We start from the raw sequence: 13,610 nt of genomic DNA on the forward strand, positions 1-13,610 counted from the left end.
GCCTTCTTGTGGCGGGTGGGCGCGGGTTCGAGGATCAAGCGTAGTTACGGATGAGAACCACCACCACGGAAGACGGCGATCGACATGATCTTGGTGACCGGAGCGAACGGGCGCCTCGGCTCGGCCACTCTCGCTGCGCTGCGCGCTCGCGGCGACGTCGCGACGGGCGGCAGCAGGACCCCGGGCGAGGGGATGCGGCGCCTCGACTTCGACGACGACGCGCACCTCGACCTCACCGGTGTGTCCACCCTGGTGCTGGTCTCCGCCGGTCAGGCCGAGGACGACCGGGTCGTGGGACGGCACGCGGCGGTGCTGGACGCGGCCGTCAGAGACGGCGTCCGCCACGTCGTCTACACGAGCCTGACCGGCGCCGGTGACCACCTCGGTTTCGCGCTCGCGCACCGGGCCACCGAACGCCTGGTGCGCGCGAGCGGATTGCCGTGGACGATCCTGCGCAACGGCCTGTACGCCGAACTCTTCGGCGCCCTGCTGATGTGGTCCGGCGACGGCGTGGAGTCCGCGTTCGGCGGCGGCGCCCTGGCCGCGGTCGCGCGAGAGGACCTCGCCGAGGCCGCGGCGGTCGTCGCGGCGGACCCGGCGCGGCACGGCGGACGCGTGCACGACCTCGTCGGCACACCGATCACGGCGGGGCAGGTGGCCGCCCGGCTCGGGGTCCCCCACCGCACCATCGGCCTGGGCGAGTACCGGCGCCGGCTCCTCGACGGGGCGTCGGGGTTGCTGCCGTTCCAGCCGCCGATGCTGGCCTCGATCGCCACGGGCGTCCGGCACGGCTTCCTGGACGGCACCTCGCCCGACCTCGCCGGTCTCCTCGACCGCCAGCCCCGCGACCCGCTGGCCACGGCCGTCGCGGCGGCCTCCGCCGCTCGGCGGGAAGCGGACGCCTAGGGAGGGACCGGAAAACACCGGCGTCCGCCCGACGGGCAGGCTGAGGGCCTCAAACACTGAGGCTGTGCGGACACGCCCCGGCGGCGGGCGGCGCGGGCGGGCTGCCGGCCGCCGGGGCGGTGCGCCTCAGCCCGCGTCCGCCAGCACCTCGCGGAGGGTGCGGGCGAACTCCTCCGGGGCGCCCCGCTGCCCGTACTCGCCGCCGAGGAAGCCGCCGTGGTGGCTCGGGAAGAGAGTCAGGGCGGTGCTCAGCCGCCGCGCGATCTCCGCCGCCGCCCTGGCCGGGAACTCCCCCTCCGACTCCTTGCCCGCCGCCACGACCACCCGGGTCGGTGCGGCCGTCAGCGCGGCCGTGTCGGGCCGGAAGCCCGTGCAGCCGAGCATGTTCTGCCCCAGCAGCGGGTCGTCCCGCGAGCCGTCGTCCTCGGTCGCGGCCGGCAGCCCGAAGGCCGCCGGGTCCGGGGCCGGTTCGTCGCGCCAGTCGTCGGGGAAGAGGCCCTTGCGGCCCGCGGCCACGAGGAATTTGGCCATCGCGGGCCCCATGCCCTGCCGGAGATAGGTGGCGTGGATGTCCTCGCAGACCCCGAGGACGGCCTCACGGTCGGGCAGCACCGCTGCCGCGGGCGGCTCGTGGGCGACGAGCGTCGCGACCAGCTCACCGTGCCGGGCCACCAGGGCGAGCGCGTTCACGGCACCGCCGCTGCTGGCGAACAGGTCGACCGGGCCGCGCCCGACCGCCTCGATCACCCGCCGCACGTCGTCGGCGTGCTCCTCGGGGGCCGTCCGCGCGGCGCCGTCGGTACGCGGGCTGCGGCCCGTGCCCCGCGGGTCGTAGGTCACGACGGTGCGGTCGGCGAAGTGCGCGGCGAGGGTGCCGAACCCGGTCGCGTCCATCGGCGAGCCGATCAGCAGCAGCGGACGGCCGCCGGTGTCGCCGCCACCGTCCGGGTGCCGTACGTCGTAGGTGAGCGTCGCGCCGGGCGCGTCCAGGGTGCGGGTGTCGGTCTCGGCCATGTCCGTCTCCTCACAAGGGTGAACCACTGCATCGGAAGACTCGGCTCGGCGCCGGAACTCATCGGTCGGCGACGACAGGCCGAACATGTCTGCGAACGGGACCCCGGGGCACACGAACCGTTGCACCGAGACCGTCCACCCCCTCCGTACAGAGGAGTCGTCCCATGCTGGGCACAGCCGCCGCCGTCCTGTTCTTCATCGCCTTCCTCATCAACGCCGCCGACATCGGTACGAACGACGTGTTCACCTCGGGCAACGTCATGCTGCTGGGGCTGACGCTGCTGGCACTGCACGTCGCGGGCGTCGGTACCTCCTGGCGCTCCCGCCGCCGCTGAGCCGGCGCCGGCGCGGGACGGTCCGGCGCCGGACCAGTTTCCGGGAACCCCGGCCGGCCCCCTGCGCCGCTCCTACACTGGGGGCCCGGCCCAGGGGGCAGCGGGCCGGGACACGGCGCGGCTTTGGGCGGGACCCGTGGAGCCGTGCGCGGGGGGCGTGAGCAAGGGGGCCGCTATGTCATCGGAGAACTCCTCCGCCGGTAAGAACTGGGCGACCACGATGATGGTGGTCGGTGTACTGGGGCTCGTGGTGGCGGCGTTCGGCCTCCTCCCCCCGTACTGGAGCACCTTCTTCAGCGCCCCCGGCCAGGCGGACGTGCCCGGGACCCGGCAGGACGCCGCGCCACCCGCGCCCTCGGACACGGCGCCCCGTCCGGACACCCCGGCCACGACGCCCGCACCGCCCGGTGACGACGCACCGCCCCGGTCCGCGACCCCGCGACCGGAGCCGCCGGTACGCGACGACCCGCCGGACAGCGCGGCTCCCGCCGACGAGCCCGACGACCCGGCGGATTCCGGGGCCGGCGGCCCGGAGCACTCGGGACCGCTCAACGTCTCGATCGACCTGGGCGACCGCGGTCGGGTCGGGTCCGGCAGCTACCGGCGCGGTGCCACACCGGGGGCGAACACCGAGGTCTACGACCGAACCGGGCGCATCGACACCGGCTGCTACGTCCAGTGGACCCTCACCCGTGACGGCGCGGTCGTACAGACCGACACCAGCGGCCGCTGCCGGCCCCCGAGCAGCACTCTGTTCAACTTCGGCGACAGCCTGGACGAGGTGGGCTCCTACCGCCTGACGGCCGACGTCACCACCGACTGGGGTGAGCAGGGATCCGCCTCCGCAAGCTTCACCGTCGTGGCGGGCGACTGAAGCGTCCCGTGCGCTCCGGGAGCCGGGCACCGATCGGCCGGGACGGCTCCTGTCCTGGCCGCTCATGTGCTCGTCCTGACGGGCACGCCCCGTACGCTCCGAGAGGGCGGCTCGCGCGGGTGGGGAGTTCGGGCTCAGGACGTAGGATCCCGGACGTCGTCACGATCATCCGGATCCGGGGGGAACCGCCATGTCTCGTCACTTTCTCAGCCGCCGCGGAGTGCTGACCGGCACCGCCGGCGCGGGCGCCGCCGCGCTGGTGGCCGGTTCGGCGGGTGCCTCGTCGGCCGCGACCACGCCGACGCCGAGCCCGTACCAGCTCAAGCCGCCGCACCAGATCGAGGCCGAGGCCCTGATCGACTACCTGCGGATACGTCCCTGGAGCGACGGCGCCAACCGCTACAAGACGGCCGGGCAGTTCCCGGACGAGAACTCCGCCGTCGTCTGGGGCGCGCCGGGGCGTCCGGAGCAGTTCTCCGCGTTCGCCCAGTGCTCCTCGTTCCTCACCCTGGTCCTCCAGCGCGCCTACGGCACCGGGACGGCGTACGGCTGGGCCACCAGGGAGTTCTTCAGCCAGTACTTCAGGACGGAGGCCGGGAAGTTCTACCCGACGGCCGAGAAGTTCCGCGAGGGCTTCGCGAACGCGGCGTCGATCCCGCACTTCACCGGGGTCACGAAGCCGGTCAACCTCCGGCCCGGCGACCTGGTCGCCTTCGACTACGACCCGGAGGCGACCACCGAGCCCTACACCGGGCACATCGTCATGATCCGGGAGCGCAAGGGGACGCTGGCGTCACCGGCGGACGACCAGGTCGGCGAGGGCGTCGTGCCGTACGTCTTCGAGGTCGTCGACTGCACCAGCGACCCGCACGGCAACCCGGCCGCCTCCCCGACCGCCGAGGCGACGTACCGGGGCTTCCCCGACACCCGCATCGAGGAGGCACCCGACGGCACCGCCGGCTGGGCGGAGCACAACGGCGCCGGCTACGGCCACATGGTCTTCTACGCGGACCCCACCACGAAGCTGTTCGCCGGCTACCGCTGGAGCGTGAACTCCTCGACCGCCCGCAGGGTCGCCGACCGCCCGATCGCCGCCGCCCGCGTCCACCTCGGCTGAAGCGGAACACCGTCGAGCCGGACCCGACCGGCCGAGCCGGCGGCCCCGGCCGGCGCCCCGGCGGCCGGCGGCGACCCACAGGTGCGTCGGCGCGCCGTCAGGTCACGGTTAGGACTTGAGGGGCGGAAACCTCGCCCTGGCGTAAGCGACCGCTTAGCATGATGGGCCTCCGGAACGGATGGGAGGCGCCATGCAGCACAGTTCCGCCCCGATGGAGCTGTTCCACCGAGCGTGCCGGCGTCTGCTCGAGCGGGGCACCGCGTTCACGGACACCGTCGTGGACCGGATCCGCGCCGACGTGCCGTACTACGCCGATCCCGTACTCGCTCCGCCCGACCTGCGCAGGACCGTCGGCACCGGGATCCGGCACGGGCTGGAGGCCGGTGTGGAGCCGGACAGGATCGTGGACGTCGAGCGGTACACCAGGGAGCTGGGCGTACGTCGGGCGGAGCAGGGGCGGCCCCTCGACGAGGTGCTGCACGCCTTCCGGGTGGCCGGTTCCGGCGTGTGGAACGGCATCATCGGCGTGGTGGAGCGCGACGGGCTCGGCGACGTGCGCCAGCTCGTCCACGTCGCCGACCTCGTGTGGAAGAGCAACGACCGCGACGCGGTGCTGTTCGCCGACGCCTACCGGCAGGCCGCCGAGGGGGTGGCCAGCCGGGACACCGAGCGCGTACGGCTGATCCTCGCGGCCCTGCTGGAGACCCGCGACGACCCGGCGTTCGCGCGGGACGCGGCGGCCGTCCTCGACCTGCCGCTCGACGGGCGGTACGCCGTGGCCGTGGTGGCGCCGCCCCGGTACGGCGGGGCGCCACGGAGCACCCCGGAGGTGCCCGGCATCCGGATCCTGCGGCACGCCGCCGGGGAGCTCGACGTCCTGGTCGCCCACCTGGACGGTCTGCCCCTGGACGCGCTGGCCGCCGGGCTGCGGGCCGGCCCCGGTGTCCGCATCGGGATCAGCCCCGTCGTCCAGGGGCTGGACGGCCTGGCGCGGGCCCGGGACATGGCGGCGCTGGCGCTGCGTACCTGCCGGGCCGGGGGCGAGGTCGTCCGGCTCGACGCCCGCCTGCCCGACGGTCTGCTGGTCTCCCGGCCCGACCTGGCCGCCGAACTGGCCCACCAGGTGCTGCGCCCGTTGTACGACCTCGAACCCGCCGACCGGGAAACGCTGTTGACCACCGTCGGCGTGTGGATCGAGCACGGGGGCTCCGCCGCCCAGGCCGCCCGGCGCATGTTCTGCCACCGCAACACCGTCCTCAACCGGCTGCGCCGCGTCGAGCAGATCACCGGCCTGTCGCTGACCCGCCCCCGCGACCTGCTGAGCCTGACGCTCGCGCTCGACGCCCACCGGCTGCTGGGGCCGGCCGCGGCCCTGCTCGGGAACCGGCACGGCCGGAGCCGCCCGGCGTTGTGACGTGCGCCGGCGTGGGCCGGACGCCCGGACGGGCGGGAGCGCGTCGGCTGCTACGGGGGCCGCAGCGGAGGCGGTCCGCCCCGGAGCGGCCCCGCCCGAGCCCCTCCCGCGCCAGGAGACACCATGGCCGACATCGTGCCGGGCGTCGCGCCCCCCATGTCGCCCTGCGATTCGGCGCGGCACCCGACGCGGCGGCGGCCCGCCGTACCGTACGCCACGCCCTCGGCGCCTTCCACGCCGCGACGGTCCTCATGGGGCTCGGGCGAAGTGTGCCACACCGGCCGCCCCTGCTGCGGAACGCAGGAAAGGCCCCCGGCCGCCCTCGTGGTGAGGGCGGCCGGGGGCCGGATGGTGCGGGTCGGTGGGGTCAGGTCCGGGCGGCACGGAGGCTGCGCGCGGCGATCGCCTCCAGCTTGGCGACGAAGGTGCCGGGCGGGCCGTCGATCGAGGGGGGTTGCGGGGGTCAGCAGCCGCAGGAGTTGACCCGCACGTTGTCGATGACCGGCCCGTACCGGGTGTTGGGAGTGGTGCTGGTGAAGCTGAGCGTGGTGGTGGAGTTCTTGGCCACGAACGAGACCCGCCACTCCTCGTAGCCCATGTTCCTCCGGGTCTTGCCACTGACGTCGAACCTGAAGTCCTGGATCACCTCTCCGTCGATGAGGACCCGGCCGGTCTTCACCGCAGGAGGACCGTCGGGGTTGCCCGCCAGGGAGTAGGTGACCGTGTAGGGGTCCCCGGGGATGGTGGTGAAGGTCTGGGCCACCATGCCAGGGCCTGCGACATCGGGAGGGGGGTTGAGGTCAACGCTCTGTTGCCCCTCGGCGGCCTGCCAGAACCCGTCGTCGACCACTTCGACGGCGCCGGACGTGACCTGCCACGGGCCGATGGAAGCGCCCGTGGCGAAGCGCTTGAAGTAATCCGCCGGCACGATGGGCTCCTCGAACCCGCCATTGCCGAAGTCAGGGACCGGAGCGGCCGTCGCGCCGCCGGCCGAAGCGAACACGACGGCGGCCGTGACAGCGGTGACGAAGGCACGTTTGAACATCATGGACGTCTCCTCGCGAGTGGGACCGGAGGCCGGGTGCCGGCGGCGCCGGCGAGTTCCCCGGACGCCTCGGCGACGGCGCGCAGCCAGCGCAGGTGATTCACACGGGAATGACCAGCTGTCGCCGCACGATGTCCACACCCGGACTGCGGGGCGCGTCCATCGCGCGGCGCGTGTTCACAGCCAGAGGCTCACAGGAGGCGCCACTCCTGGTACGGCCGGTCGGCGGCGCATGTCTGCTGAACCACACCGGCTCCGTTGTAGATGTTTCCTCCCCTGACCTCCAGGCACTTGCCACTGTGCCGGGCGACCAGGGCGAAGTAGCTGTTGGGGCGCTGGACGAGCTTCCACTCCTGGTTGGGTGTGTTGTAACACTCCCACTGATTGACGGTTCCCCCGTCAGCGATGCTCGCGTCCGCCACGTCCAGACACTTGTTGCTGTGCTGGGCGATCATTTTGTAGTAGCCGTTTCCCAGCGAGGTGAGGGTCCAGTTCTGGTTCGGCGTGTCGTAGCACCCCCACTGCTGGACGAATGCTCCATTGGCCGTGCTCGCGGCCGCAACATCCAGGCACTTGCCGCTGTGGTGAGTCTCCAGCTTGGTGCTGAGCGGGGCGGCGTTCGCAGGTGCGGCCGAGCCGATGACCAGCATCATCCCGCTGAGCGCGAGGGCGGACAAGCCGGCGGTGAATGCTCGCATGGATGCCTTCATGGTGATCTCCCTTGTCGAGTGGCACTTTCGGGCGAACCGAGCTGTCACCGTTGTACGGCAGAAGGGAAAAGGCATCCAGAGAGTAAGGATTGGCGATATAATCCCATTATCTCTTTATTCGACGGTTGCGCGATCCGAATAGGCCATTATCGCACACCGAATTCACCCGCCGACTGACAATAGGATTGCGCAGCGACAACACAGGCCTGCTGCGCGCGATAAACAAGGGGACGGCGGGTTCGGCTGAGCATAGTGATACGCAACCCGTGCCTCCAGGCCCCAGCTTGCCCGGCTACCCCGTTTCCCGGGTGCGCGGAGTGAAGGAGGCCGTATGCGCTTCCAACGGGTACACCGAAGAGTGATCGCATTCGATATCGGTCGAACGCTTTGGGTCCACACTCGTTCGCGGTGTCCGGGCGCCCCGCACACGGAACGGCCGGTACGGATCGGCCGAGCCGGGAGTCCGGCTCGTGGAAGGACGCCTACAGTCGCCTGCGGAACTGGGCGACTGACGGGACCTGGGAACGGGTGTTCACCGCCCTGCTGGCTCAGGCAGATGCGATGAGGACCTGAGCTGGGTGGTGTCTGTCGACTCCACGGTCGTGCGAGTGCGTCAGCACGCTGCCGGAGCCCGCAAAGGGGGCTCCTGCCAACGAGCCGACGGACCACGCCATCGGTCGCTCCCGAGGTGGCCTGACCACAAAGTCATCTTGCCGCTGACGGCGACTGCCGGCCCCTGGCCTTCGTGCTCACTGCGGGACAGGCCGGCGACGCACCCGCCTTCGCCGTCGTGATGGCACGACTGCGCGTCCGCCGCCGTCTCGGACGCCCCCGGACCCGGCCGGATGCGGTCCTGGCCGACAAGGCGTACTCCTCACGGGCCATCCGCGAACACCCGAGGCAGCGGGGATTCAAGCGGTCATCCCTGTCCCGGCCGTCCAGCGGGCCACCGGCTCCATCGAGGCAGCTACGGCGGCAGGCCACCTGCCTTCGACCGCGAGGCATACAACCAGCGCAGCACCGTCGAGCGGTGCATCAACCGCCTCAAACACTGGCGCGGCATCTCCACTCGCTACGAGAAGACCGCCACCGTCTACCTCGCCGGACTTCACGTCGCGACCAGCTTCACCTGGTCCGCAAACTGATCCATAAGAAACGGACCAGGTCGCGTCCGCGAACGCTCGCGCGGCCCGCGGCGTCCGGCTCGCCGCGCACCGCGAAGCGCTCGGCCCTCGGCGCCCCGGGGCGCCGAAGGTGTCGCGGGCCGTGCCGCCGAACGGACCGCCCGGACGACCACCGGCCTTGGAGAGGGTGCTCTCCAAGGCCGGTCGGGTGCGAAGGACGCTCACTGGGTGGTGAGCATGCCTTCGCGCAGCCGCTTCAGCGTGCGGGACAGGAGCCGGGAGACGTGCATCTGCGAGCAGCCGAGGCGCTCGCCGATCTGGGACTGGGTCAGCTCCTCGACGAACCGCATGTGGATGATCTGCCGGTCGCGGTCGTCCAGCTCGGCGATCAGCGGCGCCAGGGCGTGGAAGTCCTCCACGAGCTCCATGGCGGGGTCCTCGGCGCCGATGAAGTTCGCGAGGGCGGCTTCCCCGTCGTCGCTGTCGCTGTTGATGGTGGCGTCCAGCGAGCTGGAGTTGTAGCCGTTGGAGGCGAGGCGGGCCTCGATGACCTCTTCCTCGGTGAGGTTCATCAGGGTGGCCAGCTCCTTGACCGTGGGGGTCCGCCCCAGACGGGTACGGAGTTCCTCGGTGGCGCGGGCCAGCTCGACCCGGGCTTCCTGGAGGCGCCGGGGAACGTGCACGGCCCAGGAGGTGTCACGGAAGAACCGCTTGATCTCACCGACGATGTACGGCACGGCGAAGGTGGTGAACTCGACCTCGCGCGTCAGCTCGAAGCGGTCGATCGCCTTGATCAGGCCGATCATGCCGACCTGGACGATGTCCTCCATCTCGTCCGCGCCACGGCTCCGGAACCGGCCGGCCGCGTACCGGACGAGGGACATGTTCATCTCGATCAGCGTGTTGCGGACGTCCTGGTACTCGGCGGTGCCCTCCTCCAGGACGGCGAGCCGGTCGAAGAACGCCTTCGACAGGGCCCGGGCGTCCTTGGGCGCCACCCGCCGCGGGTGAGAGACCTCGGGCAGGGCCGCGGTACGGCCCTCGGTCGTGGCCACCTGCTGAGTCGTCGTCATCATCGTCATGCTTCCCTCCCGAACCCGTCGACCTCGCCGTTGTCCCCCGACAAGCCGATGGGCCGCGCCTACCCACGGCCCTCACACCCATGCCTACTTTTTTTCACCGAGTTCGCCCCGGCGGCCTCGGCGCGGCCCCGTTCCGCGTCCCGCGCCCGGCCGCCGCCCTGTCCCGACCCGGGCCCCGAACCGCTCGCGGCGCAGGTGGCGGCCGGTGGGACCCCTGGCCGTGGGGCCGGTCGGTGATCGGTGATGTTCTCGCCATGACCTCACGCGGTCCGGGTGTAATGCCCGCCGCTCGGGTGACACGGACGGCATCGGCGGCACCTCACGGGCCCCGCGCGGGGACGTATCTCCCGGCAGGTGCCTGACCAGGGCCGCCTGTCACCACCGATCACCACGGAAAGAGGAGTGACCGATCATGGGTCATGGCGGGAACGTCATCCAGGAACTCACCACGGATCACCGCGAGGTGGAATCGCTCTTCACCAAGATTGCTTCACTGCCCGCAGGTGACGAGCAGCGGCGGGAGCTGGCCGATGAACTGACCATGGAGCTGATCCGGCACGCCGTGGCGGAGGAGATGTACCTGTACCCGGCGGTCCGCCGGTACGTGGACGGCGGGGACGACCTGGCCGACAAGGAGATCGAGGACCACAGCGAAGTGGAGCGCATGCTCAAGGACCTCGAAGGCTGCCGACCGGGCGACGCGCGGTTCGACGCCCTCATCAACCGTCTGCAGTCGACGGTGAACGCCCACGTGGCCGACGAGGAGAAGCGGCTCTTCCCCCTCCTCGCCGAATCCTGCTCGCCCCAGGCGCTCGACGAGCTGGGGGAGAAGATCCGCACCGCGAAGAAGACCGCCCCCACCCGTCCGCACCCCGCGGCACCCGACACGCCGCCCGCGAACAAGCTCCTCGCGCCGGGCACCGGCCTGGTCGACCGCCTGCGCGACATGCTCACCGGCCGCAGCCGCGACTGACCGCCGACCGCACCGGCGCTCCTCCCCGTACGCAGCGGTCGAGCCGCCCCTCCAGCCCCGGGACTCGCGTCCCGGGGCTGGAACGTGCCGGGACGGGGACGTCCCGGTCACGGCCCACCAGGCACCGTCGCCGGCCTGAAGGGATTCACGGATCGCGGACGCGACGGCAGCTTTCGCGTTTGCCGGGGGTTGTCGTACGGGGTGCGCTTTCTGGTCGCAAGTGAAGGCATATGCAGAACCGATAAAACGCCCGACGTCCCCCGGATGGAGGGGCCCGGTCACTCGGATGCCTCGCATCCGGGCTATTCGGATAACCGTTAGCCCGGATATGACGGCAACGCCTCCGGACAGCTTCGGTCCCCATCGGGACAATGTTCCTTCCTGGGCAGATGGTTCTGTTGCCATAGGAAGCTTTCTGTACCGCCCGGCTTCCGCACGTTCGGGAGGAAGTCACATTCTCGAACGGGGCGGCAGAGCGGTCGTCCTGACCTGGTCGGCTCCGGCTCTGGAAGAGTTCGTGGCGGTCGTGGCCGGCCTGGAACGGGATTTCCTCAGCGCCTGGCAGAAGGCCGGTCTCCCGATAGCGCCTCGTGCCCGAACGGGACGTCCCGGCACCTGAGCAGCGGTGTGATCGCACGGTCCGCGCCATCACGCTCACCGAGCGATCCCGTGCGGCAGTGGGTCCACACCGACGTGTTCACTCCTCCCCCACCTTCCCCTCTTCCGCATCCCGCGCCTCCCGGACATCAGGACGGACCAGGGACAGCTTTCTTACGACTGTCGCACAAGCGATAAGCCGTATCGTTTCCTGGTTCGCAAGGGTCCGCCACCCTTCCTCCGAGCAAGGCGATGCACCAAGGTCTGTTCCTTCGAACGACTTCGGAGGCACCAATGCATGTGTCCACCGCCGCGAAGAACGCGAGAACGCGCTACGGCCTGGAGATCCGGTCCCTGGGCGCGCGCATCCGGGCGACCGGCACCGGCGCCGCGGCCAGTGTGCTGCGCGCCCTCGCGGAGGTGGTCCGGCGCCGGCGCCGGACCACCTCCCTCTGGACGGGTCCCGTGACCATAACCAGCATTACGGGGCCGTACGGCGTCCTGGTTCACGACGAGTACCGCACGGGTTTCGCCCCGCCCGCGACGCCGTCGTCCCTCGACCCCTGGAGCGAGTGCCCCTCATGCCGGACGCTCGGCCACACCGATTCCTGAGGCCTGGTGCCCGCGGCCGGCGGCGGAGGCGAAGCCCAGCCAGGTGTGGCGGTTGCCCCACCAGCACCAGCCGACCTTCGGGGCGTTGCGCCGTTCACGGCCGTCCCGCCCGGTACCGTTGCTGATCCAGATCGCCGGGGTGCGGGCGTCCGGCGCGCCGTTGGCCTTGCGCAGCCGCGAACCGATCGTCATGAAGCAGCGGCGAACCGATCGTCATGAAGCAGCGGTTGCGCTCGAGGACCGCGGGCTGCTGGAGCACCCAGTGGATGCCCTCGGTGAGCAGCAGCGGCGTGCGGTCCTGTGCGGTGAGAGCGGGCAGGGCCTCCTCCGGGCTCCAGTTGGCCATGTGGTCGCCTCGGTCCGGGCCGGTGACGAGGTAGAGCGGGGCGTCGGGCAGCTCGACGGTGTCGGGGGCGAAGTCGTCGACGTCGGGCATGTCGGTGACGACGAAGCCGGGCTTGCCGTCATGGCGGAGCAGCGGTGCGAGGGCGGAGGCCGGGACGCGGTCCGGGTGGACGGCCAGCAGGGTGCCGTCCGCCGCGTCCCCGGTGTGCTCGGCGAAGGCGCGCAGGTCACCGGCGGGTATTCGCGCGAGGTCGTGCACCCCGAGCTCGATGAGGCGCTCCGCCTGGGCGGCCAGGGGCGGGAGCGGGGTCACGGCGGCGATGGGCGGGGTCGTGGACAACGTACTCCTCGGTTCGGGTGCGGGGCCGGGGGCAACGCGGTGCCGGGCGGTGGACGCGAGGAGAACGCCGCCCCCCGCCGCGTTGTTCCCGGCGCGTCCGGGGTGGCGGTCACCACCGGCGGCGCCCCGGCCGCCGCCCCATGGGGGCGAGGCGGGAGCACAGGGCGCCCCTGCGCGAACCGCGGGCCTGGCCGCCACCCGTCCAGCCCAAGCCTCTCCCCCGCACCATAACCAGGCATATGCCATCGCGTTATGAAGTCGACTGCCGTCACGGCACTGGTGAATCGGGCCGTGACCTGCGTGGTTGTCACATTTTCCAGCGTGGGGAAGGACCTCATTGTGCACATGACCCTCTGGCTTCTGCTCGCCTGTGGATCGACATGTACGGCACTTTCCGTCTTCCTGCCGTCGCCGACCACCAGGATGCGGACGGTCGACATCGTCGAACTGCGCCGTCGCCGCCGCCTCTTCGAAATCCTCGCGGCCAACACCCGCCCGTCGTACGACCACCGTGCCGCGCCGAACTGTGCGGTGCCCCGCGCGCCGGGGGGCGCCACGACCGGCCCCTCGGGCGCGTTGGCAGTGCCCGAGGGTCCCCGGGAGGGCCGGCGCAGCCGTCGGTAGGGCCGTCCGCCGGCCCGGGTGCCGCACAGGCCGCCGGCCCGGGGCGTGCGCCCCGGCGGTGCGTGTTCCCGACCGCGCGGCCGGGTTATGCCCGGGGTATGGGCAAGGTAGCGATTGGGTGTCGAGGTGACGTGACCGCATTGCCCGGCGCCCGGTCGGCGGGTTGGACCCGGCATGTGGACTCCTCACTACGCGGTACTGGACGGCGCCTACTGGCTGGATGCCGAGGGATCCGAGTGCTCGTACTGCACACGCCTGCTCTCTCCCGACGACCCGGCGGACGAAGGGGCGGAGCCACCGTTCGCCGGCGGCCCGGCCTCCGCCGTACAGACGGTCATGATCACCTGGTGCGCGGTGACCACCGTGCTGTCGCTGGTCCTGCTGCTCTCCGTCTGACGACCGTCTCGTCCCGTCGTCGCGGGGTGCGCTACGCCGAGCTGGTGCCACCTGCGGGTGAAGCATGTGCCGAAGATCGGCGCTTTCCCGGGCGAGCCACAA

13 protein-coding genes and 2 pseudogenes are annotated in these 13,610 nt (G+C 71.6%); 10 read left to right on the forward strand and 5 right to left on the reverse strand.

The genetic code is table 11. The features are described from left to right. The first annotated feature begins 84 nt into the window (after window positions 1-84). The gene (locus AC07DW_RS11895) at window positions 85-906 is read left to right on the forward strand and encodes an NAD(P)H-binding protein (protein ID WP_478857510.1); all 822 of its coding nucleotides are present in this window, start codon (window positions 85-87) and stop codon (window positions 904-906) included. Between the two features lie 126 nt (window positions 907-1,032). On the opposite strand, the gene AC07DW_RS11900 is transcribed toward AC07DW_RS11895, so the two are convergent. Continuing rightward, complete coding sequence (locus AC07DW_RS11900) at window positions 1,033-1,920, reverse strand: alpha/beta fold hydrolase (RefSeq protein ID WP_478857511.1); 888 nt, start codon at window positions 1,918-1,920, stop codon at window positions 1,033-1,035. A gap of 164 nt (window positions 1,921-2,084) precedes the next feature. Here AC07DW_RS11900 and AC07DW_RS11905 point away from each other — a divergent pair, with 164 nt between their 5' ends. The 4 genes from AC07DW_RS11905 (at window position 2,085) to AC07DW_RS11920 (ending at window position 5,660) form a co-directional block, all read left to right on the forward strand. Continuing rightward, on the forward strand, window positions 2,085-2,255 hold the full coding sequence (locus AC07DW_RS11905; RefSeq protein WP_478857512.1) for a hypothetical protein: 171 nt from the start codon (window positions 2,085-2,087) through the stop codon (window positions 2,253-2,255). Between the two features lie 175 nt (window positions 2,256-2,430). Beyond that, entirely contained in the window at window positions 2,431-3,129 is a 699-nt protein-coding gene (locus AC07DW_RS11910; protein ID WP_478857513.1) for a hypothetical protein, read from the forward strand. 190 nt (window positions 3,130-3,319) lie between these two features. Further along, on the forward strand, window positions 3,320-4,246 hold the full coding sequence (locus AC07DW_RS11915) for a hypothetical protein (protein WP_478857514.1): 927 nt from the start codon (window positions 3,320-3,322) through the stop codon (window positions 4,244-4,246). A 190-nt stretch (window positions 4,247-4,436) separates the two neighbouring features. Next, window positions 4,437-5,660 carry a PucR family transcriptional regulator gene (locus AC07DW_RS11920; protein ID WP_478857515.1) on the forward strand — a complete coding sequence of 408 codons (1,224 nt, stop codon included), beginning with the start codon at window positions 4,437-4,439 and terminating at the stop codon, window positions 5,658-5,660. A 463-nt stretch (window positions 5,661-6,123) separates the two neighbouring features. Here the strand turns inward: AC07DW_RS11920 and AC07DW_RS11925 are convergent, their stop codons facing one another. After that, on the reverse strand, window positions 6,124-6,708 hold the full coding sequence (locus AC07DW_RS11925; protein ID WP_478857516.1) for a choice-of-anchor C family protein: 585 nt from the start codon (window positions 6,706-6,708) through the stop codon (window positions 6,124-6,126). A 188-nt stretch (window positions 6,709-6,896) separates the two neighbouring features. After that, window positions 6,897-7,415, reverse strand: a complete 519-nt coding sequence (locus AC07DW_RS11930; protein WP_478857517.1) for an RICIN domain-containing protein — start codon at window positions 7,413-7,415, stop codon at window positions 6,897-6,899. A gap of 745 nt (window positions 7,416-8,160) precedes the next feature. On the opposite strand from AC07DW_RS11930, the pseudogene AC07DW_RS11935 reads away from it, so the two are divergent. Beyond that, a pseudogene (locus tag AC07DW_RS11935) lies at window positions 8,161-8,415 on the forward strand (IS5/IS1182 family transposase); the annotation flags it as partial. A gap of 345 nt (window positions 8,416-8,760) precedes the next feature. Here AC07DW_RS11935 and AC07DW_RS11940 read toward each other — a convergent pair. Next, on the reverse strand, window positions 8,761-9,612 hold the full coding sequence (locus AC07DW_RS11940; RefSeq protein WP_478857703.1) for an RNA polymerase sigma factor SigF: 852 nt from the start codon (window positions 9,610-9,612) through the stop codon (window positions 8,761-8,763). A 421-nt stretch (window positions 9,613-10,033) separates the two neighbouring features. Between AC07DW_RS11940 and AC07DW_RS11945 the strand changes: the two genes are divergently transcribed. Further along, window positions 10,034-10,594 (forward strand): hemerythrin domain-containing protein, encoded by a 561-nt coding sequence (locus AC07DW_RS11945; protein WP_478857518.1) that lies wholly within the window; start codon window positions 10,034-10,036, stop codon window positions 10,592-10,594. A gap of 891 nt (window positions 10,595-11,485) precedes the next feature. Next, a complete protein-coding gene (locus AC07DW_RS11950) occupies window positions 11,486-11,803 on the forward strand; it encodes a hypothetical protein (RefSeq protein ID WP_478857519.1) in 318 nt (105 codons plus the stop codon). Here AC07DW_RS11950 and AC07DW_RS11955 read toward each other — a convergent pair. After that, window positions 11,771-12,461: pseudogene (locus tag AC07DW_RS11955) on the reverse strand (DUF5701 family protein). The gene AC07DW_RS11950 and the pseudogene AC07DW_RS11955 sit on opposite strands and share 33 nt — an antisense overlap. A 279-nt stretch (window positions 12,462-12,740) precedes the next feature. Here AC07DW_RS11955 and AC07DW_RS11960 point away from each other — a divergent pair. Both AC07DW_RS11960 and AC07DW_RS11965 read left to right on the forward strand, forming a co-directional pair. Continuing rightward, the gene (locus tag AC07DW_RS11960) at window positions 12,741-13,112 is read left to right on the forward strand and encodes a hypothetical protein (protein WP_478857520.1); all 372 of its coding nucleotides are present in this window, start codon (window positions 12,741-12,743) and stop codon (window positions 13,110-13,112) included. A gap of 174 nt (window positions 13,113-13,286) precedes the next feature. After that, window positions 13,287-13,508 carry a hypothetical protein gene (locus tag AC07DW_RS11965; RefSeq protein WP_478857521.1) on the forward strand — a complete coding sequence of 74 codons (222 nt, stop codon included), beginning with the start codon at window positions 13,287-13,289 and terminating at the stop codon, window positions 13,506-13,508. Window positions 13,509-13,610 lie beyond the last annotated feature (102 nt).

Source organism: Streptomyces sp. NPDC045701, from assembly GCF_056432045.1.